Below are 25853 nucleotides of genomic sequence, written 5' to 3'. Positions count from 1 at the left end.
GCACGGTCGGGGGCTGCCGGCGTACGGGCGGGGAGCGCCCGGCGGCCGGGACGGTCAGTTGAGGATGTCGTCGAGCTCCTGGAGGAGCCGCCGCTTCGGGCGGGCTCCGACCATCGACTTCACCGGCTGCCCGCCGTTGAAGACCATGAGCGTCGGCATCGACAGCACGCCGTACGCCGCCTGCGTCTCCGGATTCGTATCCACGTCGAGCAGCACCACCTTGAGCCGGCCCGCCTGCTCCTCGGCCACCGCCTCCAGCACCGGGGCGATCATCCGGCACGGTCCGCACCAGTCCGCGGTGAACTCCACGAGCACCGGTCCCTCGGCCGCCAGCACCTCCTCGGCGAACGTCGCATCCGTCACCGTGGCCAATCCTGTCGCCTGCGCCATCTCAGCTCCTCTTCCCCTCGTTGTCCGGGTATCCGGCCCATTCGCACCGCGGCGGTGAGCTCTCCGGCGCCTGCGCGGTGGCCTCCACCTCCGCGCGCGCCAATTGCGCCCCGACCTGCTCGCGCACCTCGCGCAGCCGCGCGATGACGTCGTCGAGCTCGGCGAGCTTGCGCCGGTAGACGTCCAGCGAAGCGGGACATGAGTCCCCCTCCGGATGTCCGGCACGCAGGCATTCGACGAAGGGGCGGGTCTCTTCCAGCCCGAAGCCGAAATCCTGCAGCGTGCGGATCTGCGCCAGAAGGCGCAGATCGTCCTCGCCGTAGGACCGGTATCCGTTCCCGGCGCGCCGCGCGGGCAGCAGCCCGAGCGACTCGTAATACCGCAGGGCGCGGGTGGTCACACCCGCCCGTTCCGCCAACTCACCGATCCGCATACGCCGACGGTAGACCTTGACCCTGACGTCAACGCCAGACCGTCGGCACGACCACTTCAGCCGGCCAGAACGGACCCGGCACAGCGCTCCCCCGCACCTCTCCGGCCCGGCGGGCAACTGCTTGACCTGCGGACTTCCGCCCCATAAATTGATTTCTTTGGCTTGGCCCGCACGGACAGGCTCCATCGCTGTCCTTGGAGGACCCCATCAACTGGTACCTGGAAGCACTCCGGAACCATCTGAATTTCCGCGGGCGCGCACGCCGCAAGGAGTTCTGGCAGTTCTACCTGGTCACCATGATCATCAGCTTCGCATTGCAGGTCGCCGAGTCGTCGCTCGGCGCCGGCCCGTACCTCTCCACGGCGTACGGCATCGCCGCCCTTCTGCCGTGCATTTCCGTGATCTGGCGCCGACTGCACGACACCGACCGGTCGGCCTGGTATCTCCTTGCGGGCGTCATTCCGCTCGTCGGCTGGATCTTCTTGCTCATCTACCTGGTGAGCGACAGCAAGCCCTACACGAACGCCTACGGCCCGTCCCCCAAGCCCGTCCCGGCGCCGGGCTACGAACGGTTCGAACCCGCGCGATAAAGGCACCCCAGAACGGGGAAATGACTCCCGTGCAACGGCGATTGCATTACCCGGCGGCGTTGAATTCGCCGCTCTCTTCATTGCTCCGAATACCAGGCACCGGCGCCCACAGTTGCGGCCAACCACCGCCCTGACATGCCCTCTTGACTGCCGCGCTTCTGTACGTTCTGCACCGAATGCGTGCACGCGCACCCCCTATCGGCGACCCACCGGTGGCCCGACTCGGTTGGTGGCAGGCCTTGTTGACTTTCCCTCAGGGGGCGGCTTCACTATTTGTTGATCCGGTCTGACAACGTTGTCAGTCGGTGGACCAACAGTTCTGGACAGTTCACAACTCTGCCTTCGGTAAGTGCGCACGTATGTCACCTAGAAGATCCCCAATCGTCTCCTGGAGCCACGTGATGACACGATATGGGCGCACTGGCGCGCCCGTCCTCCGTACCGCTGTGGCCGCGTTCTCCGCGGCCGTTCTGGTGGCGCTGCCGGTTCAGGCGCTCGGCGCCCCGGCGGCGCACGCGGCCGGACTCGTCGACGATCCCGCCTCGCTGGTGAACCCGATCATCGGAACCTCCGGAGCGGTCGACACCTTCCCGGGCGCAGACGCGCCGTTCGGGATGGTCCAGTGGAGTCCGGACACGACCCCGCACCGGCCCGACGGCGGCGGCTATGAGTACAACGACAAGAAGATCTCCGGCTACAGCCTGACGCACCTGTCCGGGCCCGGATGTCCGGCCGCCGGCGATCTGCCCATTCTTCCGTTCACCGGTGCGTTGACCGGCGACCTGGCCGCGACCTCGGTCGGCTTCGACCACGCCAAGGAGACCGCGCAGGCCGGCTACTACGCACTCACCGACGGCTCCGGCGTGAACACCGAACTGACGGCCACCGCCCGCGCCGGCATGGGCCGCTTCACCTTTCCCAGCGGCTCCGACGCCCATCTCCTGCTCAAGCTGAGCGGCGGCGCCACCAAGATCGACGGCACCCGGGCGCAGATCGTCAACGACCATGAAGTGACCGGCGCGATCGACAGCGGCCACTTCTGCGGCGCGAACAACACATACACCCTGCATTTCACGATCAGCTTCGACCGGCCGTTCAGCAGCAGCGGCACCTGGGTCGGCAGCACGGTCGACCCGAACGCCAAGGCGCTGAAGCTGGGCGCTCCCCAGCAGCAGCTGCCCGCCGCCACCACCCGGGCGGCCACGCCCGGGGCGCACTTCACCCTCCCGTCGAAGCAGCGGCCGACGACCCACGGCGGGGCCGGCGCGTCGAAGGTGAAGGCCCCCTCCAACCCGCCGGTGGTCGGCGCCAACGGCGTCTATCTCGGATTCGACACGTCGAAGTCCGCGACCGTCACCGCGAAGGTCGGCATCTCGTACACCTCGGACGCCAACGCCGCGGGCAACGTCGCGAGTGAGATCCACGGCTGGAACTTCAACACGGTCCGGCAGGCCACGCACAACGCGTGGAACCAGACCCTCGGACGGATCAGGATCGGCGGCGGCAGCACCGACCAGCAGACCCAGTTCTACACCGCGCTCTACCACTCCCTGCTGCACCCCAACGTGTTCTCGGACAGCAACGGGCAGTACATGGGGATGGACCGGCAGATCCATACGACCGCCAGAGGTCACGTCCAGTACGCCAACTACTCGGGCTGGGACACCTACCGGTCGCAGACCCAGCTGATGGCGATGGTCGCTCCGGCCGTGACCTCCGACGTGGTCACGTCGATGCTCAACGGCTACCACCAGATCGGGATCCTGCCCAAGTGGGCGCAGAACAACGGTGAGAGCTATGTGATGGTCGGCGACCCCGCCGACGGCATCATCGCCGGCGCCTACGCGTTCGGCGCCCGCGGCTTCGACACCGGGGACGCGCTGACCGCGATGACGTGGCAGGCCACGCACCCCAACGGCGACCGTCCGGGCCAGGCCGTCCGCGACGCCAAGGGCTATCTGCCGATCGACAACAGCACATGGGGCTGCTGCAACTTCTACGGGCCGGTCTCGACGCAGTTGGAGTACGACAGCGCGGACTACGCCATCGCCGCCTTCGCCAAGTCCCTCGGGAAGAAGGACCTCTACTCCACCTTCGCCGGCCGGGCGCAGGACTGGCAGAACGTCTTCAACCCGCAGACCGGCTACCTGCAGGCGAAGCTGGCCAGCGGCGAGTTCGCCGCCGGCTTCACCCCCGGCACGTCCAACGGGTTCGTCGAGGGAACCTCGGCGCAGTACACCCCGATGGTCCCGTTCAACCTCCAGGCGCTCATCCAGTCGCGCGGCGGGGCCGCCGCCTACAGCAGCTATCTGGACGGCCTGCTGTCCGCTCTCACCGAGCCGGACAGCACCCACGCGGATCTGAGCAACGAGCCCAGTGTGGAGATCCCCTGGGAGTACGCCTACCTGGGCCGGCCCTGGAAGACGCAGAAGGCGGTGCGGGACGTGCAGCAGCAGCTGTACTTCAACGCCCCCGTCGGTTCCTTCGGCAACGACGACCTGGGCGCCATGTCGTCCTGGTACGTCTGGTCCGAGCTGGGCATGTACCCGGAGACCCCCGGCACCGACACCCTGGTGCTCGGCAGCCCCGTCTTCCCGACCGCGAAGGTGACCCTGGGCAACGGTCGCACCGTGACGATCAACGCTCCCGCCGCGGCCACCGGCAGCCCGTACGTACAGGGGCTGAAGGTCAACGGCGCGGCGTGGAACAAGCCGTGGACCAGCTTCAGCAAGCTGTCCGGCGGCGCGACCCTCGACTACACCCTCGCGGCCACCCCGAACACGTCCTGGGGCTCGGCGGCCGCCGACGCACCGCCCTCCGACAGCACAGGACAGCGCGACGTCATCGCCGCGACCGGGCCGTCCGGCGCCGGGCTCGTCCTGGCACCGGGCGCGAGCGGGACCGGGACGCTGAACCTGGCCAACATCTCCGACAGCCCGGTGACCGTCGCGTGGACCGCCACGCCGCCGAGCGGTGTCACGATGGCGACCTCCAGCGGCACCCTCACCGTCCCGGCGCACTCCCCGGCCGAGCAGCAACTCCAGGTGACCGCGGGAAGTACCGAGGGCGCCTACTCGATCCCGATCAGTCTCACCGGCAGCGACGGCGGCACCCTTCCGTCGACCGCGCTGCACGTGGCGGTGGCCGCACCGGGTGCGCTGTGGCCGTACGCGACCGGGACCGGCGTGTACCCCGACGGCAAGACCTTCGGCGGCGGCTTCGACGAGCAGGGCTGGGCCTACTCGCAGAACGCGCTGGACGCGGCCGGAGTGAAGACGGGCGGCACCGTGACGGCCGACGGCATCGCCTACCCCTGGCCGGGCGGCAGCGGCAAGCCGGACAACATCGCGGCCGCGGGCCAGACCATCCCGGTCGCCGCCCCGGCGAAGGCCACCGCGATCGGCTTCCTGGGAGCCGCGATCAACGCCCCCTCGAAGGGCACCAGCGGCGCGGTGACCGTCACCTACACCGACGGCTCCACGGAGAAGGTCACGCTGGCCATGTCCGACTGGACGCTGAACGCCGGGGGGAGCACGCCGCTCCCGGGGACGACCACGGTCGTCAGGACCCCGTACCGGAACGTCGGCGACGGATCCAAGGACACGGTCGGAACGTACCTGTTCAGCAGCAAGCTCCCGCTGACCGCGGGCAAGCAGATCGCCGGCGTCACTCTGCCGGTGACGGCCGACGGCACGCTGCACCTGTTCGGGATCGGCTTCACCGGCTGACCGGACCGGAGCGAACGGCCTGAACCGGGGCGGACGGCGAGCACTCCCGCCGTCCGCCCCGGCACGTTTCCCCCTGGCCAGGCCCAAGCATATCTCACATTGATCTACCAAAACGAACACACTCATGTTAGAACTGGGGGCATGAGTACTGCGAACCGCCTCGACGTCACGCTGCGCCTGGTCCAGGGGGCCGAGCGGATGGGGGTCGCCGAGCTGGCCCGGCGGCTGGGCGTGTCGGAGATGACCGTGCGCCGGGATCTGGACGAGCTGGAACGCCAGGGGATGGTGCGCAGGGTGCACGGCGGCGCGGTCGCGGCCGGTCTCCCCGAGCAGGGTTCCGGCTTCGCGGCGCGTGAGCCCTGGCAGGCCGCCACCAAGGACCGGCTGGGTGCGGCCGTGGCCGAACTGGTGGAACCGGGGCAGACCGTACTGCTCGACGCGGGCACCACCACCGTGCACGTCGCCGGGCATCTGATCGCGCGGGCACCGTTGACGGTCGCGGTCCTCAGTCTGCAGGCGGCCGTACGGCTGGCGGACCAGCCCGGTATCCGGCTGCTCGTGCTGGGCGGGGAGTCACGTCCGGGCGAGCGGTCCCTGATCGGACCGCTGGCGTTGCGGGCCGTGGACGGACTGGCCTTCGACTGCTTCGTCATGTCGATCGGCGGCGTGCACGCCGATCACGGCTGGTCGGAGTTCTCCCTGGACGACTGCGCGGTCAAGCAGACCGCGCTGGCCCGCGCCAGCCGCACCGTCGCGGTGGCCGACGCCACCAAGCTCGGGGTGCAGGCGTTCAGCCGGGTCGCCCCGCTGAACGCCGTGGACACCTTCGTCACCGACGCGGCCGGCGACGACCCGGACACGCACCCCGGCGGACCCGCCACGCTCGCCGCACTGCGCGATGCCGGCGTCCGCACCCACCTGATCTGACCGGTCCCGATCCGCCCAGGTCCGATCCGCCCAGGTCCGATCAGACCGGGTCCGCCGCTCGCGCCCACCGCACAACGGCCGACGCACCGCCTCTGCCGCACCACACGTACCGACGAAAGGCGCCTGATGCCCGCCCCGTTCCACCCCTTGATGATCCTGGTCGCCGGCCCCTACCGGTCCGGCACGGGAGACGACCCGGTGAAGCTCGCCGCCAACGTCCACGCCATGAACCAGGCCGCCCTGACGTTGTTCCGGGCCGGGCACCTGCCCGTCACCGGTGAGGCGCTGGCCCTGCCGCTGATCGAGACCGCGGGTTCCGCCGGCATCGGCGACCCGGCGTTCGACGAGATCTTCCATCCCGTCGCGGAGCGCCTGTTGGCGAGGTGCGACGCGGTCTGGCGCATCGGCGGACCTTCCGCGGGGGCGGATCTGATGACCAGCCAGGCCGAAGCGCTGGGCAAGCAGGTCTTCCACCACCTCGACGAGATCCCCGCCGCCCGATGACGGCCGGCATCGACACACCCGACCGACGTGGCCGGACCCGGCTGGACCGGGACGGCCTCGACCTGACCGGCAATCCCCGGGTCGTCGTCCGGGACGTCACGCTGTTGTCCTGCCACTGGTACGTCCTGCGCACCACCACGTTCGACTACCGGCACTCGGACGGCCACTGGAGCACCGAACAGCGTGAGACGTACGACCGTGGCAACGGCGCCACCGTGCTGCTCCACGACCGCGACCGCGGCACCGTGCTGCTCACCCGCCAGTTCCGTTACCCCGCCTACGCGAACGGCCACCCGGACGGCATGCTCCTGGAGACCGCCGCCGGCCTGCTCGACGAGGACGGCCCCGAGACGGCGATACGGCGCGAGGCCGCGGAGGAGACAGGGCACACCATCGGTGCGGTGGAGCATGTCTTCGACGTCTACATGAGCCCTGGATCGGTCACCGAACGCCTGCATTTCTACGCGGCGCCGTACAGTTCCGCGACACGCGACACGGGTGGCGGCGGACTGGCGGAGGAAGGCGAGGACATCGAAGTCGTCGAACTCCCCTTCACCCGGGCCCTCGACCTGATCCGGTCCGGCGACATCGCCGACGCCAAAACCATCATGCTGCTTCAATGGGCCGCGCTGGACGGCCCATTCGCCCCGGGCCATCGGCAGGAAACTTAATTCCGGACCCGCCCGTCCGGCTGTCGCTCATTTCAGGGGCTTCGCGCCCTTGAGCTCGAACCAGACGGATTTGCCGCAGTCGGTGAGGTCCACACCCCAGTCGCTGGCGAGTTGGTCGACCAGGGCGAGGCCCCGGCCGAATTCGTCGTCGGGACGGGCGTTGTGCAGCCGGGGAAGCAGCCTGCTGCCGTCATCGATGTGGCAGCGCAGCGCATGGCCGCCCCGGGCGGTCAGATGGATGGGGCCCGGCGCGTAACGCACCGCATTGGTGACCAGTTCGCTGACGAGGAGTTCCGCGGTATCGGTGAAATGCTCCATCCCCCATTGCCGCAGCACCTGGCGGAGCGCCGACCGGGCCTGGCGACACGCCGTCGGCGTACGGGGCAACGGCCAGGGGCCACCCGTCAGGAGATCCTGCCGCGGCACCATCGGCAGGGACCGGTCCTGGTGCAGGGCTGGGCCTTCATAATGCCGCCCACTACCCAGCTGCCCCAGCAGATCTGCTTCGGCGGGGGCGCCCGTGGAAGGGCGAGGTCGGCGCATAAGGGCCTCCACTGGGCCCGGGACGCCCTCGCGTGGGCGGCCGGGACATGGGATGGGGCCACTTCCCAAGGGGGAGTGGGTCGTGCCGAGTACGGGATACCTATACGTACTCAAAAGATCTTGACGGTTTCACCGCACAGGGCAGCATTACCGCGAAGTAAAGCCTATGTCGACTTTACCGTGGAGTAAAGTGCCATTCATGATCGATGCGGGGAGCGCCACGCCATCACCTGAAGACCTCTCCGTAACCGGACGGCCACGCATACGCGCGGCCTCCCATTCCAGAGAAGCGCACATGCTGGACGCCGCATGCGTCATCTTCGCGGAGGCAGGCTATCTGGCCGCCACCATGGAGGCCATCGCCGCGCGCGCCCATTCCACCAAACCGACGCTGTACGCGCATTTCGGAAGCAAGGAAGACCTCTACAAGCGCTGCAGCGAACGGGCCGCGGAGACTCTTGCCCGGCAGCTCTTCGATGCCCAGGTCGCGGCGGAGCGCCTTTCGCTGGAACACCAGGTGCGCGCCGGAACCCTCGCATTCTTCGACTATGCCGCCGCGCATCCCCATGAGTTCCGCCTCCTGTTCGGCTCGGAGGCCTCTGGCACCGTCCCGGCCGCCCGGCACCGGCTGATGACCGCCGCCACCGACCGGATCGCCCACCTGATCAGGGAGTTCGCGGCATCGCACGGGCAGCCGCCGTGGGGGGCCAGCGCGACCTTGTGCGCTTCCTTCATCGTCGGTCTCGCCGTGGAGGGCGCGCGGTGCGCTCTCGGCACCGGCTCGCTCAGTCCGCGGCTGGCCGGCGAGTTCGCGACGTCGTTCACAGTGGCCGCGCTGCGGCACATCGACATCTCCCTGGCCGCGGCCGTCGACACCGAGTGACCGCCCTCGGTGCGGCCCGCCGGTGAGTGCGGGCCGCACCGGCGGGCGCCCGGGGCCCAGACCTCGGGCCGGGCCGGCCGTGATGGCGATGCCGAGGGCGAGGGGTGCGATGGACAGAGCCGCGTTCTGCGGGGACAGCCCCAGCGGTCCCCGCAGGAAGACCGACAAGGACCAGCATCTGCCCGGTGAACGAGGCGAAGAACGCCACGGCGACCAGGATCCCGCCGGTGTAGCCGCGGTTGCGCAGCAGGCCGGGGTGGACCAGCGGCGACGGCCGGCGGAGCTGGTCTGACGCGGCCGGCCGGATCCGTCCGGCGGAGAGCACCGGTACGCCCGGGAAACTCCCGTGCGCCCGCGCCGGGGGCTGCGATACCGTCGGCGCCCATGACTCCTTCTCCCCGCATCCGCCCTCCCTACGACGCCGACGAACGCACCCAACTGGTGGGCTGGCTCGACATGCAGCGCGCGATCATCCGCTGGAAATGCGAAGGCGTGTCCGAGGAGGACGCCCACCGGTCGGTCCTCCCGACCTCTCCCCACATGACGATCGCGGGCATCGTCTCCCACATGCGGTGGGTCGAGCACTGCTGGTTCGAGGTCCTGCTGCTCGGCAGGAAGGCCGAGGGTCCGCAGTTCGACGACGGGCCCGAGGATGCCGACATGATGGTCGACGACATCCCCCTCGCGCAGCTCCTGGCGGAATACGAGCGCAGTTGCGAGGTGTCCAACGAGATCATCGCGTCCCTTTCGCTGGACACGGTGGGCAAGCACCCGGACTTCGGCGCCGCCGCCGCGTCACTGCGCTGGATGCTCCTCCACATGATCGAGGAGACCGCCCGGCACGCCGGCCACATGGACACCGTCCGGGAGCTCGTCGACGGCGAGAAGGGCTACTACTGACCGGTGTGACGGCCGGAGCGGCGCACCGAAGCGCGCCAGGCAGTGCCAGACCTTCTTGAGCGCCTGGGCGTCGTAGCGGCCGGTGCGGGTCGCGTCTCCGATGATCCGGGGATCGAGCCGGCCGTCGACCGCGATGGCGGCGCCCAGATCGACGTACTCCTGGCCGCGGAAGTCCGGGTGGCGCCGCAGGTTCTCGACGGTGAGCCGGAAGCCGCCGTGCCATTCGACGGGACACGGCAGCCGCGCGGCCTCGGCCTCCACCTCCGTGCCGCGATAGCTGGGATCGAGGACCAACGCCTCCACATCGCGGTCGAGCAGGACCGGCCCGTGGATCTGCGCCTCGACATGGCCGTCCAGGGCGTCCAGCTTCCCGGCCGCGGCCAGTTCGACGAGTGCGCAGCTGGTGGCGACGCCGAAGTCGGACGGCTCGGTGGAGCTGTCCGGATAGCAGAACGTGGCCCGGGCGACGGCCTCGGCGGTCAGCCGGAAGTGCGAGGAGCCGAATCGCGGTGCCGCACCGATGTGCTCGTGACGGAAGTTGAGCGCGCCATAGACCGGGCGCTCGTGCGCGGCGGCATCGTCGTAGGCGCCGCCGAAGATCGGGCTCTCCCAGCGCCACCGGTCCCCGCCTGGGTGGGCGGTCAGGCCGCCGTTGCTGGTGCCGGTCACGAACTGCGAGGAGTAGACGCCGTCCTGCGCCAGTCGCCGCAGAATCGGCAGTCCGCCTGTCCACCGGTCGGGGTGGAGGTTCATCGTCACGCGCAGCCCGGCGTCGAGCGGTCCGCCCGTGGACCGGGCAGCGACGTGCCGCAGGGCTCTCGCCTGCGGCGACCTGGGTGTATCAGCGCTCATCCGTGAATTCTGCGCGAAAGCCGTCCGCCGGCGCATCCGGATTGAACGGCCTGTCGGCGAGCAGTCCGTAGAGGAGATCGTCCGTCCACTCGCCCTTGATCCAGGTGAACGCGGGGCGCCGCCCCTCCAGTTGGAACCCCAGCCGTTCCAGCAGCTGGGCCGAACTCACGTTGCGGGCATCGCACTCCGCCGACATCCGGCGCAGACCGCCGGCGAACCGGTCCTGCAGCACGGCGCTCACGGCTTCGGTCGCGTATCCGTGGCCCTGCCGGTCGCGGGCGAGGGTGAAGCCGAGGTCGGCCTGCATGAGGTTCTCGTTCAGGTTCACCCCGACATCGCCGATCAGACAGCCGTCCTCCTTGAGCTCGATGGCGTACTGGAACCAGCCGGGCCGGGTCGGATCGTCGCTGAACTTCGCGATGAGCGCGGCTGCCGACTCGACGGACACCGGGGCGGACCAGCCCTGATAGCGGGCCACCTCCGGGTCCGAGCGGTACGCCGAGAGCGCCCGCGCGTCGGCGGGCCGGAAGTGGCGCAGGCGGAGCCGGGGCGTGTCGAGAAGCATGCGAGGAGGATCTCATGGGGTGCCCACGAGCCAGGTGGCGAGCCGGGTACCGAGCCTGTCAGCGCTGTGGATGCAGGACCGCCTCGGCGATCTGCCGCACCCGGTCCATGGTGATGCCGGTGCGCTGTTCCACCGCCAGCGGGTGGTCCGTGGGCTCGAGTTCCACCCGCGGGCGCCGGCCGACGGGGCGCGTGTGGGCGTTCGTCTTGAGGTCGGTCGTGCTCTCCGGATACAGGCTCAGTTCCGTCGACAGCCAACCGAAGTACGGCCGTTCGGTCTCCCGGCCCGGGGTCTCCCACAGCTCGCTCGCCCGCGCGAAGCTCTCACGGCTGAGGGAGATCCACACGCCCCAGGCGAAGACGTCCGTGCGTCCGATCACGGGTATCTCGATCAGACCCCGCACGAAGAAGGCCTGGTTCCTGATCACGCACTGGTCCAACGACACGATGCTGTCGGGGTCGTTGGCGAAGGCCGGCTCCCAGATGTCCGGGGCCATGGTGGAGTAGCTCATCGGGAGCTCTTCGTGGTGCTCGCCGCAAGTGGAGCAGAGGAATCCGAGATCGACTGACATGGCGGAGACAATATCCGCTCCACGGTGTCCCGGATCCGCGCAGGGTGCCGGTACGGCCGGGCAGCCGCTCAGCACCGTCGCCGGTGGAGGGGCGTAGGTTCGCCGTAGAGCTTCGGTGCGGTGGAAGGGGCGGTGCTCGCGGATGCGCTCGATGGACGACCTTGACGATGTGAACGACGTGAACGACGGGGCGAGCACCGTACGGCCGGCCGTTCTGCTCGGCCATCTCGGTTACGGGCTCGGTGCGTCGAAGGCCGTCGTGGCGGTCCTGCCCGACGGCCGCCCTCCACAGCGGGTCGAACTGCTCACCGCCGACGCGCTCGTCGTCCGCCGCCTCACGGCCGGTCCCGTCCAGGCGGTGCCCGGTTGGCGGCGCGGCCCGTTCGCGCGGGTGGAGCTGCCGCAGGACCTGGAGCCGGGCCGCTACGCGGTCCGTGTCGTCGACGGCGACGGCCGCCGGACCGTCTCGGATCGTTTCGAGGTCGCGGAGGACCGGCTGCAGCGCGAAACGATGTCCGACGTGCTGGCGTACTTCAAGGCGATGCGATCCAGCGGCGAGATCGACCGGAAGGACCGGCACGCCGTGCTGTGGGGCGACGACACCCGCCGGGAGGTCGACGCGCGCGGCGGCTGGCTGGACGCGAGCGGCGACACCAGCAAGTTCCTCAACCACCTCACGTACACCCGCACGATGAGCCCGCAGCAGATGCCGTTGTGCGCGTGGGCCATGATGGCCGCCCGTGACGCGATCGCCGAGCGCCATTCGGCGCTGGTCCGTTCCCTCGGCGCACGGCTGCGCGACGAGGCGCTGTGGGGCGCGGACTTCCTCGTCCGCTTCCGGGCGCCGGAGGGGTACTTCTACACCGGCATCTTCGACGCGCTGACCAAGAAGCTCGACGAGCGCGTCGTGACCGCGCCGCTGGCGGAGTGCGTACGCACCGACCGCTACCAGGCCGCCTACCGGCAGGGCGGCGGCCTGGCCATCGCGGCCCTGGCGCGCGCCGCGACCCTCGACGACCACGGTGACTTCACCGGCCCCGAGTACCTCTCCGCCGCGGTCCAGGGCTTCGTCCATCTCGAAGCCCACAACCTGGAGTATCTCGACGACGGCACGGAGTCGATCGTCGACGACTACACGGCGTTGCTGGCCGCGACCGAACTCGTGGCGGCGGGCGCGGACGGGGAGAACGGAGCCCCGGAGACCGGAGCCCGGGAAGCGGCCAGCCGACGGGTGCGCTCACTCCTCACCCGGTACGTACGACCCCCCGACGGCCCCGGATGGTTCACCGGGGACGCCGCCGGACGCCCGTTCTTCCACGCCGCCGAGGCCGGACTGCCCGTGCTCGCGCTGACCCGGTTCGCCACCGTTCTGCCCGGCTCCCCCGAGGCCGGTCCGGCCCGGGCACTGGCTCTGGAAGCCATGCTCGACACGCTGCGCCGCACCCACGCGGTCCCCAACCCGTTCGGCTATCCGCGCCAGCGGGTGCAGCCCGCCGGCGAATCGGCCGAGGACGCGTTCTTCTTCCCCCATGCCAATGAGACGGGCTACTGGTGGCAGGGCGAGAACGCCACCATCGCCTCACTGGCCGCGGCCGCCTCCGCGTGTGCCGCCCTCGACGGCGTCGCCGAGGACGACCGCGCCCGGCTCGGCGCGTTCGCCGACGACCAGTTGGCGTGGATCACCGGCCGCAACCCGTTCGACGCGTCGATGATCCAGGGCCGCGGCCGTAACAACGTCGACTACGCGTCGGACTTCCCCAACATCCCCGGCGGAATCGTCAACGGCATCACCTCGGGGTGGTCCGACGAGGTGGACATCGCCTTCCTTCCATCCGACGCCCCGCCGGGGGACGCCTGGCGCTGGGCCGAGCAGTGGATCCCGCACACGGGGTGGTTCCTGCTCGCCGTCGGGTCCGCCCGCCGACGGCCGCGACGGCCGGTCTTCTGATGGTGAGCCCTCTGGTCACCGCCCCTCGGAGGTGAGGAGTCCGACGACCAGTTCACGCGGCAGCCCGTGGGTCTCGTGCAGATAGCTGTAGTCCTCCTCGCGCAGCGGCCCGTCGAACCCCTGCCGGGACAGCACCAGCCGGCCCCGCTCCAGCAGCTTCGAGAAGCGGCGCTCCTCGTCGAGCAGCACATCGCGCACGGATCCGACCTCGCCCGTCTGCCGGAAGTGGTCGAGAGTGTGCTCGAAGAGCTCCGTGGGGAGGTCGGACAACGTCCGCGAGGGGCCGTCCCGCCACAAGGTGGTCAGCACCCGGCGCGTCAGCCGGCGCAGGACGTAGCCGCGGCCGGTGTTCGACGGGAGGACGCCGTCGCCGATGACCACGATGCTGGACCGCAGGTGGTCACAGACGACACGGAGCGAGAACTCGTCCAGGTCCCACAGGCCGGAGATCGTGCTCGTCCAGGGGTCGAAGATGTCGCACTCGTAGACCGATGGCTTGTCCTGCAGCACGGTCAGGAGCCGCTCCAGACCCAGCCCGGTGTCGATGCTTGGCCGGAGCAGGGGTTGGAGGCTTCCGTCGTCGTGGCGGTGGTACCGCATCTTCACGTGGTTCCACACCTCGACCCATCGCTGATCGCTGGTCGGGGTGCCCTGCGGTGGGGTGTCGCCGGTCCATACGAAGATCTCCGAGTCGGGTCCGCACGGCCCGGTGGGGCCGTTGGACCACCAGTTGTCCTCGCGTGTCAGCTCCACCGGCACGCCCAGCTCGTTCCAGGTCCGCAGGGACTCGGTGTCGGGGCCGACCTGGCCGTCGCCGCCGAAGACGGTGACATGCAGCCGGCCGGGCTGGATGCCGAAGCCGTCGCGCAGCAGTTCGTAGCCCCAGCGCAGGCTCTGCGGGCCTCCGTAGTCCCCGAGCGACCATGAACCCAGCATCTCGAAGACGGTCAGGTGGGTACGGTCGCCGACCTCGTCCAGGTCGGTCGTGCGCAGACAGCGTTGCAGGCCGACCAGCCGCTGACCGAGCGGATGCGGGCGGCCGAGCAGGTACGGGGTGAGCGGGTGCATGCCGGAGGTGGTGAACAGCACCGGGTCTCCGGGTGGCCGGAGAAGCGAGTCACCGGTGATGCGCTGGTGTCCGCGGTCGCGGAAGAAGTCGATGAAGGTGCTGACGGTCCGGTCGGTGTTCATGGCGGCGGTTCCTTCGGGTCGTGGGGACCGGAAAAGGAACCGTGGGCACGGACTGCGAAACAGGAGTCGTACAGCGCACCGGCGGCCGTTTCCGGTCGCCAGGGATGAGGAGTGAGGTCAGGCGGCGGCAACCGACGAGCTGGTAGCTCGCGCGGTCGCGGTGGTGATGTGCCTGGTGATCTCCATACGCCAACGGTAACAGGGGTGCCCGCCGAGGTGGCCGGCATTTCCGGCGGCGGGACCGGCAGGACCGGGGTGCTGGGGCGGCACTATCGCCGGGCACTCGGCACGGGACTCAGCAGGGACCAGCTTCTGCCGTCTCCCCAGAATGACGACTCATCGACATACGGTCGCAGCAGTGCGGTGAGCTCCGCATCTCCCCGTTGGTTGAGTTCGTCCGACGCGATCTTCCGCGCCACGCCGGCGAGGAAATCGGCGAGTTGGATGCGGGCGTCCGAGCGGGAGCTGACGAGCGTCACGCTCGTCAGCCGGCCGCGCGGACCGTACCCGGGATCAGCAGGGTGCGGCCTGCTGAAGATCTCCTTGAGCTGCGCGATCCGCTCGTCCGTCAGCGTGTTGTTCCGGTCGTGAACGATGGAGACAGGCTTGTTGCCGTCGCTCCAGTGCGCAACGGTCCGGACGATCGAGGGGATCAGCGGGTCCAGCGCGGGAATCACCGTCGGGTCGTCGAGGAGCCGGGCCCGAAAGGAATCCGCGGGCGATCGGGCCGCCGCCAGCCGTTCCAGGATGTCGTCGACCGACCCGCCCGCGGCGGTCCTGCGAAGGTTGTCGATGGTGCGGAAGAACGAGTCGACCGGGGTCCGTGTGCCCCAGAGGTTCTTGGTGCGCATCAGATGGTTGGACGACTCCAGGAACTCGCGCCACAATTCCGGCCCGAAGGACCGGGGACCCTCGCGATACAGGGCGACGGCAAGGGAATGGGCTTCCTCGTCCTGGCTCAGACCCGCACTGGCCGCGTGCGTCGCTTTCCCGACGAGCAGGTCCACCACCCTTCCGACGACGAAGAACGCCTTGTCGGTCAGATGGACGTGCGCATGGCCGTGGATCGGTCCCGATGGTCCGAGCAGCCAGGTGAGAACCGGCCGGTGTTTCTCGCGGAGCAGGTGATTCGCCTTGTACTCCTGCGCGGGCGAGTGAATTCTGTTCCGTATCTCCTGAATGCTGTCCGCCGCGAGCGCGACGTCCAACCGCACGCTGGCATGGGCGAACACATCCGTGTTGCCGCCCAGGAGATTCTCGCCGTCGGAACCCGACTCGTCGCAGGCGATCTCGACGAGCCGGCCGGTCGGCGCCGCCTCGAGAGATTCCTCCCGATCGCCTGTCACTGCCTGGTCCTCCCACGGATGGACATGCCAGCCATCATCGGTGATCAGCGCGGGATCCACCACGAATTATCCGGCTGCCGTCATTCCTGAGCACCCTCCGGAGTGACGCCGGCCGGGCGGGCGGCGTCACTGCGCAGCTCCTCGGTGGCCTCGTGGTAGGCCGTGGCCGCGTGCTCGAAGTAGTCGAAGAGGATGTCGAGTTGCTCCGGGGTGTACCGGGCGAGCACCGCGCCGACCCGGCGGCGGGCGGGACCGGCCACCGCTTCGACGTCCACGCCCCCGGTGGCTCCGGCCACCGGCTCGATGATGACCTTGCGCCGGTCGGCCGGGTGCACCGCCCGGCGCACCAGGCCCCGGCGCTCCAGGCGGTCGATCAGCCGGGTGGTCGCGCCCGTGGTCAGTCCGGTGCGCTCGGCGAGTTCGCCGGAGGTGAGGCTGCCGGCCAGGTCGAGAACGCTCAGGGCGCGCAGGTCGGTGGTGTGCAGCCCGGCGGCCTCGGCACTCGCCTGCCCGTTGAGCACCACCGCGTCCACGTAGCGGCGGTAGATGCGATGAGCGTCCTCCCGGCGAACGGTTGACATCCCGGGCAGCCTCCCCTTCAATAATATCTGCACACATGCAGATACTTCAGTCGTGCAGATTCTTTGACAGTGTAACCAACCAGGAGGCCCGAGATGGACGCCCACAGCATCGCGCCCCGGCCTCGGGAACCGGCCGGTTGATCCCGGCGAGCGGCCACCCCGGTTGGCATGATGACCCGATGCAAGATCACGAGAGAACCCAGCCGCCGTGGATCGCGGACGAGCGCGCCAGCCTCACGGCCTTCCTGCAGTACCAGCGCGAGACGCTGGAGATGAAGTGCACCGGACTGACCACCGAGCAGCTACGGGAGAGGGCCGTTCCGCCCTCGGAGCTGTCGCTGCTCGGACTGGTCCGGCACCTGGTCGAGGTCGAGCGGGGCTGGTTCCGGAAAATACTGAACGACGAGAACGTCCAGCCCTACTGGCCGCGTCCGGAGCCCGGCCGGTTCAGCGAATGGGACGTCGACTCGGCCGATCCCGACGAGGCGTTCCGGGCCTGGCACGAGGAGTGCGCGCGGTCCCGCGCGATCGTGGACGCGGCCGCGTCGCTGGACGACACCGGGCACTACGGCGACGAGGTGTACTCGCTGCGCTACATCCTGACCCACATGATCGAGGAGTACGCGCGGCACAACGGTCAGGCCGATCTGCTCCGGGAGTGCATCGACGGCACCACCGGCGAGTAAGGCGAGTAAACCGACGTGACCTGCGGGTGGGCGTCTCCTACCCTCGGCAGCATGGACAGCGCCACAGGACTGTTGAACGTCATCGATGTCGAGGCGACCTGCTGGGCCGGCGAACCGCCTCCCGGGGCGGTGAGCGAGATCATCGAGATCGGGCTGACCGTCGTCGACCTCGACACGGGCGAACGGGTCGCGCGGCACCGCATCCTGGTGCGGCCCGCACGGTCCGCCGTCAGCGCCTTCTGCACCGAACTGACGGGTCTGACCCAGGCCGAGGTGGACACCGGCGTCGGCTTCTCCGAGGCCTGCCGGCTGCTGGCCGCCGAACACCGGGCCGGGAGCCGGCCGTGGGCCAGCTGGGGCGACTACGACCGGCACCAGTTCACCCGGCAGTGCCTGGCGACCGGCACGGAGTACCCCTTCGGAAGCCGGCACACCAACGCGAAGCTGGTCTTCACCGAGGCGCACGGACTGCGCAAGCGCCCCGGCATGGCGCAGGCGCTGCGGATCGCCGGGCTGCCGCTGGAGGGGCGCCACCACCGAGGTGAGGACGACGCCTGGAACATCGCCGCGCTGATCCTCGGCCTGGCCGCCAACGGTGCCTGGCCCGGCGCATCGGCCCCCTGACAGCGGGCGGTGTCGGACCGGTCCCGACGCGTTCGCCGCCGGACGCCTGGCTGCAGCGGGTCCTGACCGGAGAGTTGCTGGGCGGGCCCGGCTAGGGGCCGTGGTGCCGCAGGTGGGTGTCGCCGCCACGGTCTGGCCGATACGGCGGAATGTCCCGGCCCGGTTGGTAGTGCGCGCCCTGGTGGATGTGCCGGCCCACAACGAGCATGTCCACGACGGCCACCACTCCCACCACCGCGAACGTGACCGCCCACGCCGTATGACCCGCCACCGCGAACCCCACAGCGCCCACCACCGCCCAGGCCAGCCCGAACGCGGCCAGTCCCAGCCGCAGGCGCAGGGCACTGCGCGCGGTCAGCGGTTCACTCCCGGTACGCATGGCGACACATCTCCTCCCCTCCAGCATCCACCTTCGGAGCACCGAGTGGGGCGGGGTGCCGGACAGGATCGCGCCGTTCGCCCGGCGGGACCGTCCGCCGGGCTCCGTCAGGCGCGCGTGGCCGAGAACCTGCGGGGGCCGTCAGCCGCCGGACCCGAAGACCGTGTTGGCGCAAGTGTCCTGGTCCGCGGAGCGGGCGTCGGCCACGACGGTGGAGGGCAGCGCGGTGGGCGTTCCGGTCGGCTGCGCGGCGTCCTGGCCGAGGGTGTAGTTCTTGCCGAGGACGAGCCTGATCCCGGCGGTGGAGACCGGTGACAGGGTGGCGCCGGGGAAGAGGGCGGCGGCCTTCTGCGCGTCGGCGCGCCGGCCGGCTCCATACTCGACGACCGTCGTGTCGTACGTCTGGGAGGTGGCGGTGACCGTCCCGCTGACGCTGAAGCCGGCCTTCTCCAGGGTGGTCGCCGCCTTGCCCGCGAGACCGGTGGTCGCGGTGCCGTCGAGCACGACGAGCTTGACGCCCGCGCCCGGGGTCCCGGACGGCGATGCCGGAGCAGACGGTGTCGACGCCGCGGGCGGGGTGGTCGGCGACCCTGCGGCGTCCTGCCCGTCGATGGTCCGGTCGGCCTTGAGGGTGGCCCACAGGGTGTCGACGGCGGGGTGGACCAGCTCGACGCGCTCACCGCTGAAACGCCAGGGCGTGGTCAGGAACTTGAGGTCGCGCAGGTCGATGTTCTTCAGCGACGAGCCGAACTCCAGCAGCTTCGCCACCGAGGCGAGACCGGGGTCGACGATCAGCGACTTGGTCGCGGCGTCCGCGAGCGGCAGCAGCGTGGTGGGGTTGATGCCCTGCCCCTTGATCTTGGACACCAGCGAGCCGAGGAAGGCCTGTTGGCGCAGCATCCGGCCGATGTCGGAGCCGTCGCCGATGCCGTGCCGCAGCCGCACGTAGTCCAGCGCCTGCTGGCCCTGGACGTTCTGCTTGCCCTTGCTGAGGACCAGATCGCCCCTGGCGCCCAGCTTCGGGTTGACGTCACCTTGGTAGATGTCGTTCGGCAGACAGACCTCCACCCCGTGGACGGCCTTCGTCATCGCCGCGAAGCCCTCGAAGTTCGCCACGATGGTGTGGTCCACCCGCAGGCCGGTGAGTTTCTCGACCGTGTTCTGTGTGCAGGCCGGGTTGCCCGCGTCGGTCTCCCCCACCGAGAAGGCCTCGTTGAACATGGTGTGGGTCCGCTCGCTGGTCCAGCTCCCGTCCGGCAGCCGGCAGGCGGGGATGGTGACCAGGGTGTCGCGGGGGATGGAGATGCCGATCGCGTGCTTGTGGTCGGCGTAGACGTGCAACAGGATCGTGGTGTCCGAACGGGCCGTGCCGCTCTCTCCGCCACCGAGGCTGCTGTTGGCGCCGCCGCGTGAGTCGGAGCCGATGAGCAGCACGTTGACCGGGGTGTTCCCGGTGGCGTCGGGTACGGCGGCGGGCGGGCGCTCCGCGCTCATCGCCTCGGCGGGGAAACTCTTGATGTTGCTGTTGAGCCGGTAGTAGATCGCGCCGCCCGAGACGACCAGCAGCACCAGTGTGCCGACGGCCGTCCAGGCGACGATCTTCTTGGCCCGACGGCGGGTTCCGCGCGCTGCTGCGGCGGGCGGGCCGTCGACCGTGGCCTCGGGTATCTCCTCGGGTGCGGCCCCGTCGTGTTCGTGCGTCTCGTCCCGCGCGCCTGACATCTGCGTCCCTCTCCCCTGGTGTGCGGATCCTGAGTCGCACAGGGAAGAGCGTTGCAGACAGTTATGAGGAAAATGTTAGATCTCTCGAACAGTTCCGAACAGTGACATCCGGCGGACGCCGGGCCCGGTCGGGCCCGGCGTCGGAGCGTCGGATTCCGGGGTCGGCGCCGGCTCAGGACGGCGCCGGCCCGGCGGAGTTCAGCGGGTGCACCGCAGGCTCGTCAGGTCGACCGAGTCGGCCATCGCCTGCATGCCCTTGTCGTTGGGGTGCAGGTGGTCGCCGCCGTCGAAGACCGGAAGCAGCCGCTCCTGGTCGTACGGGCTGCGCAGGAGTTTGTCGAAGTCGGTGACGGCGTCCAGCGCACCGCCGCTCCTGATGAAGGAGTTGACGCCCTGGCGTACGGCCTCACTGGCGGGATCGAATTCCGACCACCCCTTGAAGGGCAGCACCGTCCCGCCGACGACGCAGACGCCCGCCGCGTGGGCCCGGTCGATGATCTGCCGGTAGCTGGCGATCATGTCGTCGACCGTGACGCCGCTGTGCGCCTTGATGTCGTTGATGCCCTCGAAGAGGAACACCGTGCGGATCCCGGGCTGGGAGAGCACATCGCGCTGCAACCGCGCGAGGGCGCTCTGTCCGGCGCCGTCGGCCAGCACCTTGTTGCCGGAGATCCTCTCGTTGGCGACGCCCTTGATGCCGATGCCGGTCGCGCCCTGGAGCCGCCGCGAGAGGTAGTCGGGCCACCGGCGGTCGGTGTCGGTGCTCGACTGCCAGCCGTCGGTGATCGAGTCGCCGAGCGTGACCACGGCGCCGGTGTCCGCCCCGGTCTCCACGCTGACCGCGTCGAGGTAGAACCAGGATCCGATCCGCTCGGTCCAACTGCCCGCGCCCTCCTCGCCTGCGTGGTCGCCGCCCGCCGCGTAGGACGTCTGCATGGCCATGCCGTGGCCGGTCGCCGGCCCCTCGGCCGCCACCACATGGAGGCTGACGACGAGATTGCTCTGCGCCGCCAGCGATCCGGACAGCGGATCGCTGTACACGGTGGCGCCGGGCGGCACCGTGACGGCCTGACCACCGCCGAAGGTGAGGCGGCGGTTGCTGCCGGGGAGAAGCTGGGCACCGTCCTTCTGCTGCCCGGCGTAGACGCTGTCGAACGTCACCGGGTGGTCGCCGAACGCGTTGGACAGCCGGATCCGGGGGCTGCCGCCGCCGACGCTGGTGCGCACGACGAGCCGGTAGCTGTGGTCGGCGACCGCCGTTCCCATCCGGTCGGCGCTCGCCCCCCAGGTCACCACCTGGTGGAAGGGACGCACCGCAGAAGTTGCCGACGCCGAGGACATGGCGGCCGGCGCGCACAGCGCGACGACGAGGGCGCCGACGACTCCTGCCGCACGGCCACCGTGCGGGAACCACGGACGGCGGCTCACCGGCTGAAGTCCCGCAGTGTGACGGAACCGCCCGGTTTGAGGCTGAGAGCGCGGGACACTCCCCCGTACGACACTGTGGTGCTGCGGCCGCCGACGCTGCGCAACCGCGCCTCGGTGACCTTGCCGTCCCGCCAGCGCAGGTCGATGACGAAACCGCCGCGTACCCCGACGCCGGTGACCGAGCCGGAACGCGCCCAGGCGTCGGGAAGCGCGGGGAGCAGTTCGATGTGGCCGGGGCGGGAGTAGACCAGCATCTCGATCATGGCGGCCGAGGTGCCGAAGTTGGACTCGATCTGGAAGATGCCGCGGCCCGTCGACACCTCATAGATGTCGAACAGGTTCATCGCGGTCCCGTTGGTCCCGCCGATGGAGGGCCGCAGGTTGTTCACGACCAGCTGGTACGCCTTGTCCGCGTTCTTCAGCCGGGCCCAGCACAGGCTGCGCCAGGCGTTCGCCCAGCCGAAGCTCTCCATCCCGCGCGCGGTGAGCAGCGCGGTCGCGCCGTCGACGACGGCCTTGGGGGTGGAGCCGTCGGGGCGGATCCGGTCGCCGGGGAAGAGCCCGATCAGCGGCGAGAGATGCCGGTGGGTCGTCTCTCCGAGGTTGTCGGGTGACATCCACTCCTCCAGCCAGCCCGTCTTCGGGCTCACCTGCGGCAGGTACAGCCGCTCCTGGAGGGAGGCGATGGTCCTGCTGTGGCCGCTGTCCCGGCCGAGGACGGCACACGCGGTGCGGTAGTTCTCGAAGAGCGCCCGCACCAGTTCCTGCGCGTAGGTGATGCCCTTGGCGTCGAGGGGGCCGTGCTCGGGCGACCAGTCGCTGTCGGCGATCAGGACCTCTCGGTCCTTGCCGGTGGCCGGGTCGGTGACGGTCGTGGTGAGCAGCCGCGCCTCCCAGAACTCGCAGGCGCCCTTCAGGAGCGGGTGGATCCTGGCGAGGTAGGCCGCGTCCTGGGTGTACTCGTAGTGCTCGAAGAGCGAGTTGGACAGCCACGCGTTGCCCGCCGGGTGCCACCACCAGCCGCCTCCGCCATGGATGTTGGTCGAGATGGCGACGGTCCAGCCGGCGATCTTCCCGCTGGAGTTGCGGTGGCGGTTGCGCGGGTCGTTGAAGAGGGTGCGGGTCAGCTCGGTCCAGGACGGGAGCTGCGCCAGGCAGTAGTCGGCGGAGGCGTCGAAGCTGCTGGACAGACCGGCCCGGTCGGCCATCCAGTAGTTCATCTGGATGTTGATGTCGGTGTGGTAGTCACCCATCCAGTCCGGGTCGTTGCCGTCCAGCCACAGCCCCTGGAGGTTGAGCGGCAGACTGTCACGCGATCCGGCGATCATGAGATAGCGGCCGAACTGCAGGTAGGACGCCTCGAGTTCGGGGTCGGCCTCGCCGTCCCTGGCGCGGGCGCGTACCCGCTCCCAGGTGTCGAGGCCGCGCTGCACGGAGGACGACTCGCCGAGCGAGATGCCCATGCGGTCGAACAGCGCCCGGTGGTCGGCGACATGGGAGTGCAGGAGCGAGGTGAACGGGTGGCGGGCCGCCGTGAGGACCTTGCTCCGGGCCAGCTTCTGCGGGTCCAGGGCGGGGTCGCGGTAGCCCGCGGCGGCGTCGGGCGCGTAGTTGGTGCCGCCGCTGACGACGACGGTGAGGTCCTTGCAGCCGGCGAAGGAGATCCGCGCACCGTCGGTGGTCACCGTGCCGGTGGAGCTGTACGCCGTCACCGCGGCGCCGTAGCGCAGTCCGCCGTCCGGGAAGGCGGCACCGAACGACGCGTACGTACGGGCCCCGTCCGTGGTCGTGGTCTCGTCGTGCGTGCCCGCCAGGGTGACCGTTCCGGTGTACCGGCCGCCACCGCGCTGGGAGAAGTGCAGGACGATGGCGTCGTCCGGGTGGCTGGCGAAGATCTGCCGCTCGTACGTCACTCCCGAGCGGACGTACGACGAGGAGACGATCCCCTGGCTGATGTCGAGGTCACGGCGGTAGTCGGAGACCGCCGAGAGGTCGTGGTCGGGGATGTCGACGGTCAGCCGCCCCAGGAGGGTGAAGGAGCCGAAGTTCTCCCGGGCGTAGGGGAACTGGCCGTCCGCGTCGAGCACGGCGTTGCGGCCGCCGGTCCACAGGGTGGCGTCGGTGAGGAGGAGCAGTTCGCGTGACGGGTCGTTGCCGGTGAGCGCGCCCAGCCGCCCGTTGCCGATGGGCAGCCCCTGCTCGATCATCGCGGTGTCGGAGGCGGGCGCCGGGTACCAGAACCGCGTGGTCGACGCCTCGGGAAGCAGGGGGGACTCGGACGGTCGCGCCGCCGGCGCGGTGGCCGCGAAGGCGGGCAGGCTGCCGAGTGCGGTGAAGGCACCCGCCGCGGCGGCGAGGGAGAGGATGTCCCGCCGGCTCGGCCGGCGGGGGGATGAGTCGGTGTTCTGGTCGTCCACGGTGCACTCCGTTTTGTGGCGGGACGTTGTGGGGGTGCGGACGGGGGTGCGGGGCCCGGAGGAGGTCGGACCCCGCACCCGGTCGTCACGACAGCTTCGGCACGTCGATCCGGTCGATGTCCGGGGCGTAGCCGTCGCCGCTGTCGAAGGTGACGGTGTTGCTGCCCGCCTTGAGGGTCACGGGCACACCGACGGTCTCGACGGTCCCCCAGTCACCGGTGGAGGGGAACTTCAGACCGGTGGCCCCGTTGCCGTTCGCGGAGATCTGGGCCGGGCGCGCGTCACCGCTGATGTAGGCGACGTTGATGACGTAGCGGCCGGCCTTCGGCACCACGATGTTGTTGAACTGGAGCTTGCCGCCCTGGTAGAGGTTGCCGACCTTGTGGCCGCCCGAGCAGGCCGCGCAGTCACCGATCCCGGCGTTGCCGCTGAGGGTGTTGGCCGCCGACTCGGCCTCGTAGCCGGTCATCTGCTGCGCGGGACCGTGCGGCGTGACGGTGAACAGCCGCGAGCCATGGGCCGGCAGCGCCTGCGTCACCTTGTCCTTGTACGTGCCGAGGTTCTCCTTGTTCCACAGGTCACGGACCGCTCCCTGGCCGGAGAAGCCGAGGGACGACCAGTCGGCGGTCACGGCGGCGGGCCCGTTGCCGAGGTTGAACAGGGCGACGGTGTAGCTGCCGTCGGCGTTCTTCGCGCTCCAGACCTGCTGGTCGCCGGAGGCGGTGATGGGCCGGGCGGGCGGGGTGCTGCCCTGGTTGAGCGCGATGACCTCGCGGTTGGTCAACAGCGAGACGCCGTAGTCGTCGAGGCGGGTGAGGTCGTCACCGGTGTAGAGCGGGGACTTGGCGATGGCCCACAGGGTCGCGTAGCTCTGCCGTTCGGCCTTGGTCAGGCCGTCCATCGCGCCGTTGCCCACGTCGAGGGAGTCGAGGTCGTTCCAGCCCCCGGGTCCGGCGTGCCGGGTCCAGCCGGCCACGTCGGCCCATCGGTCGTCGACCGAGTTCTCCCACGACACCAGGGTGTTGCAGTAGCACTCGACGTCGGTGTCGATCCGCCAGCCGTTGGAGTACTTCTTCCAGTCGGCGGCGTGGTTGATGTCCAGCGACCAGGACAGTTCGAAGTGGATGGGACGCCCGGCCGTGGCGATCGCCTTCTGCCAGGCGGCGGTGTCGGCGACGTTGTCGTAGTTGTCACCGCTCTTGAAGGAGCCGGGTCCTACACCGTCCAGTTTGAGGAAGTCGTAGCCCCAGTCGGCGAACATCTGGGCCTGCGAGTCGATGTACTTCTGGGCGCAGGGCCGGGAGAAGTCGAGTTTGTAGGCGCTGTCCCAGCCGTTGGTGGTGCGCAGGTCGCCGTGAACGATGTCGGCGGTGGTACAGCCCGGCGCGTTCCAGACCGGCACCTTGCCCGCGCCGTACGCCTCCTTCTCCAACCCCGCGGGCAGGTAGATACCGGCCTTGAGACCCTTGGCGTGGATGTCGTCGGCGACCGGCTTCATGCCGCGCGGGAACCGGACGGGGTCGGGTGCCTGGCGGCCGTACCCGTCGAACTCCGGCTTCCATGTGGTGTCACGCCACCAGCCGGCGTCGATGTTGACGTACTCGTACCCGTACTTCTTGAGCTTCGACGCCAGCGCGCCCGCCTGCGTGAGGACGTTCTTCTCGGTCAGGTAGCTGTAGTCGCCGTCGGGGTTGAGCCCCGGGTACTTCGAGGACTGCATGCTCCAGCTGGACCAGCCCATGAACGGCTTCTGGGCGGGCGCGGCTACGGCGGCCCGGGCGGTGGTGGGAGCGGTGGAGGTCCTGGCCGCCGCGGGAGAGGAGGCCATCGCGGCCGGGACGGTCGCCGTCAGGCCGGCGGCGAGGGCCAGGACGAGCAGGGCCCGGGTGGCACGGCGGGCCGGCGGCGCGGTGACGGACATGGGGGGTGTGGAGGGGTACGAGGATGACCGCATGGGTCGGACCTCCTGTTGTG

25 protein-coding genes are annotated in these 25853 nt (G+C 69.9%); 11 read left to right on the top strand and 14 right to left on the bottom strand.

What is annotated here, in order from left to right; translation table 11 throughout:
• Positions 1 to 54: 54 nt before the first annotated feature.
• Positions 55 to 390, bottom strand: coding sequence for a thioredoxin (gene trxA / locus C6N31_RS13045; RefSeq protein ID WP_138354391.1), 336 nt, complete (start codon positions 388 to 390; stop codon positions 55 to 57).
• Position 391: 1 nt separating this feature from the next.
• Positions 392 to 823 (bottom strand): MerR family transcriptional regulator, encoded by a 432-nt coding sequence (locus C6N31_RS13040; RefSeq protein ID WP_138354390.1) that lies wholly within the window; start codon positions 821 to 823, stop codon positions 392 to 394.
• Between the two features lie 194 nt (positions 824 to 1017).
• Here C6N31_RS13040 and C6N31_RS13035 point away from each other — a divergent pair, with 194 nt between their 5' ends.
• The 5 genes from C6N31_RS13035 to C6N31_RS13015 all read left to right on the top strand — a co-directional run bounded on the left by C6N31_RS13035 (position 1018) and on the right by C6N31_RS13015 (position 7243).
• A complete protein-coding gene (locus tag C6N31_RS13035; protein WP_232485109.1) occupies positions 1018 to 1413 on the top strand; it encodes a DUF805 domain-containing protein in 396 nt (131 codons plus the stop codon).
• 401 nt (positions 1414 to 1814) lie between these two features.
• Positions 1815 to 5141 (top strand): GH92 family glycosyl hydrolase, encoded by a 3327-nt coding sequence (locus C6N31_RS13030; protein ID WP_198357561.1) that lies wholly within the window; start codon positions 1815 to 1817, stop codon positions 5139 to 5141.
• Between the two features lie 141 nt (positions 5142 to 5282).
• Positions 5283 to 6068 carry a DeoR/GlpR family DNA-binding transcription regulator gene (locus tag C6N31_RS13025; RefSeq protein ID WP_138354388.1) on the top strand — a complete coding sequence of 262 codons (786 nt, stop codon included), beginning with the start codon at positions 5283 to 5285 and terminating at the stop codon, positions 6066 to 6068.
• Positions 6069 to 6194: 126 nt separating this feature from the next.
• Entirely contained in the window at positions 6195 to 6572 is a 378-nt protein-coding gene (locus tag C6N31_RS13020) for a DUF4406 domain-containing protein (protein WP_232485108.1), read from the top strand.
• Entirely contained in the window at positions 6569 to 7243 is a 675-nt protein-coding gene (locus C6N31_RS13015) for an NUDIX domain-containing protein (protein ID WP_198357560.1), read from the top strand. The genes C6N31_RS13020 and C6N31_RS13015 overlap by 4 nt, the downstream gene beginning before the upstream one ends.
• A 27-nt stretch (positions 7244 to 7270) precedes the next feature.
• Here C6N31_RS13015 and C6N31_RS13010 read toward each other — a convergent pair whose 3' ends face one another.
• Positions 7271 to 7672: an ATP-binding protein gene (locus tag C6N31_RS13010; protein ID WP_138354386.1), complete on the bottom strand. Its 402-nt coding sequence runs from the start codon at positions 7670 to 7672 to the stop codon at positions 7271 to 7273.
• 313 nt (positions 7673 to 7985) lie between these two features.
• On the opposite strand from C6N31_RS13010, the gene C6N31_RS13005 reads away from it, so the two are divergent.
• The 3 genes from C6N31_RS13005 (at position 7986) to C6N31_RS12995 (ending at position 9569) form a co-directional block, all read left to right on the top strand.
• Positions 7986 to 8669 carry a TetR/AcrR family transcriptional regulator gene (locus tag C6N31_RS13005; protein ID WP_187145151.1) on the top strand — a complete coding sequence of 228 codons (684 nt, stop codon included), beginning with the start codon at positions 7986 to 7988 and terminating at the stop codon, positions 8667 to 8669.
• A 109-nt stretch (positions 8670 to 8778) separates the two neighbouring features.
• Positions 8779 to 8961 (top strand): hypothetical protein, encoded by a 183-nt coding sequence (locus tag C6N31_RS13000; RefSeq protein WP_198357559.1) that lies wholly within the window; start codon positions 8779 to 8781, stop codon positions 8959 to 8961.
• Positions 8962 to 9053: 92 nt separating this feature from the next.
• Positions 9054 to 9569, top strand: a complete 516-nt coding sequence (locus C6N31_RS12995; protein WP_138354384.1) for a DinB family protein — start codon at positions 9054 to 9056, stop codon at positions 9567 to 9569.
• Here C6N31_RS12995 and C6N31_RS12990 read toward each other — a convergent pair.
• From C6N31_RS12990 to C6N31_RS12980, 3 genes are read right to left on the bottom strand one after another with little or no spacing between them, the layout of a single operon-like run.
• Complete coding sequence (locus C6N31_RS12990) at positions 9465 to 10421, bottom strand: DUF3626 domain-containing protein (RefSeq protein WP_198357558.1); 957 nt, start codon at positions 10419 to 10421, stop codon at positions 9465 to 9467. The genes C6N31_RS12995 and C6N31_RS12990 overlap by 105 nt on opposite strands.
• Positions 10411 to 10986: a GNAT family N-acetyltransferase gene (locus C6N31_RS12985; RefSeq protein WP_198357557.1), complete on the bottom strand. Its 576-nt coding sequence runs from the start codon at positions 10984 to 10986 to the stop codon at positions 10411 to 10413. The genes C6N31_RS12990 and C6N31_RS12985 overlap by 11 nt, the downstream gene beginning before the upstream one ends.
• A gap of 58 nt (positions 10987 to 11044) precedes the next feature.
• Entirely contained in the window at positions 11045 to 11497 is a 453-nt protein-coding gene (locus tag C6N31_RS12980; protein ID WP_438817417.1) for a DUF2199 domain-containing protein, read from the bottom strand.
• Between the two features lie 211 nt (positions 11498 to 11708).
• Between C6N31_RS12980 and C6N31_RS12975 the strand changes: the two genes are divergently transcribed.
• On the top strand, positions 11709 to 13505 hold the full coding sequence (locus C6N31_RS12975; RefSeq protein WP_198357555.1) for a glycoside hydrolase family 9 protein: 1797 nt from the start codon (positions 11709 to 11711) through the stop codon (positions 13503 to 13505).
• Between the two features lie 15 nt (positions 13506 to 13520).
• Here C6N31_RS12975 and C6N31_RS12970 read toward each other — a convergent pair whose 3' ends face one another.
• From C6N31_RS12970 to C6N31_RS12960, 3 genes are all read right to left on the bottom strand, one after another.
• Positions 13521 to 14696, bottom strand: a complete 1176-nt coding sequence (locus C6N31_RS12970; RefSeq protein WP_198357554.1) for an alanine--tRNA ligase-related protein — start codon at positions 14694 to 14696, stop codon at positions 13521 to 13523.
• A 269-nt stretch (positions 14697 to 14965) separates the two neighbouring features.
• Complete coding sequence (locus C6N31_RS12965; RefSeq protein WP_198357553.1) at positions 14966 to 16042, bottom strand: DUF3800 domain-containing protein; 1077 nt, start codon at positions 16040 to 16042, stop codon at positions 14966 to 14968.
• Between the two features lie 80 nt (positions 16043 to 16122).
• Complete coding sequence (locus C6N31_RS12960) at positions 16123 to 16623, bottom strand: MarR family winged helix-turn-helix transcriptional regulator (protein ID WP_198357552.1); 501 nt, start codon at positions 16621 to 16623, stop codon at positions 16123 to 16125.
• A gap of 179 nt (positions 16624 to 16802) precedes the next feature.
• Here C6N31_RS12960 and C6N31_RS12955 point away from each other — a divergent pair, with 179 nt between their 5' ends.
• Together C6N31_RS12955 and C6N31_RS12950 are read left to right on the top strand one after the other, a co-directional pair.
• The gene (locus tag C6N31_RS12955; RefSeq protein ID WP_138354378.1) at positions 16803 to 17309 is read left to right on the top strand and encodes a DinB family protein; all 507 of its coding nucleotides are present in this window, start codon (positions 16803 to 16805) and stop codon (positions 17307 to 17309) included.
• A gap of 51 nt (positions 17310 to 17360) precedes the next feature.
• Complete coding sequence (locus C6N31_RS12950) at positions 17361 to 17933, top strand: 3'-5' exonuclease (RefSeq protein WP_138354377.1); 573 nt, start codon at positions 17361 to 17363, stop codon at positions 17931 to 17933.
• A 91-nt stretch (positions 17934 to 18024) separates the two neighbouring features.
• Here the strand turns inward: C6N31_RS12950 and C6N31_RS12945 are convergent, their stop codons facing one another.
• The 5 genes from C6N31_RS12945 to C6N31_RS12925 form a co-directional block, all read right to left on the bottom strand.
• Positions 18025 to 18312: a DUF6343 family protein gene (locus tag C6N31_RS12945; protein ID WP_138354376.1), complete on the bottom strand. Its 288-nt coding sequence runs from the start codon at positions 18310 to 18312 to the stop codon at positions 18025 to 18027.
• 141 nt (positions 18313 to 18453) lie between these two features.
• Positions 18454 to 20034, bottom strand: a complete 1581-nt coding sequence (locus C6N31_RS12940) for an LCP family protein (protein ID WP_198357551.1) — start codon at positions 20032 to 20034, stop codon at positions 18454 to 18456.
• A 198-nt stretch (positions 20035 to 20232) separates the two neighbouring features.
• Entirely contained in the window at positions 20233 to 21375 is a 1143-nt protein-coding gene (locus C6N31_RS12935) for an SGNH/GDSL hydrolase family protein (protein WP_198357592.1), read from the bottom strand.
• 83 nt (positions 21376 to 21458) lie between these two features.
• Positions 21459 to 23879: a glycosyl hydrolase family 95 catalytic domain-containing protein gene (locus tag C6N31_RS12930; protein ID WP_198357550.1), complete on the bottom strand. Its 2421-nt coding sequence runs from the start codon at positions 23877 to 23879 to the stop codon at positions 21459 to 21461.
• Between the two features lie 85 nt (positions 23880 to 23964).
• The gene (locus C6N31_RS12925; RefSeq protein WP_438817413.1) at positions 23965 to 25833 is read right to left on the bottom strand and encodes an alpha-galactosidase D; all 1869 of its coding nucleotides are present in this window, start codon (positions 25831 to 25833) and stop codon (positions 23965 to 23967) included.
• Positions 25834 to 25853 lie beyond the last annotated feature (20 nt).

This window comes from Streptomyces fildesensis, assembly GCF_016107395.1.
Classification (GTDB): Bacteria; Actinomycetota; Actinomycetes; order Streptomycetales; family Streptomycetaceae; genus Actinacidiphila; species Actinacidiphila fildesensis.
The sequence above is the reverse complement of the archived record's forward strand: the minus strand, read 5'-3'. Positions and strand labels throughout refer to the sequence as shown.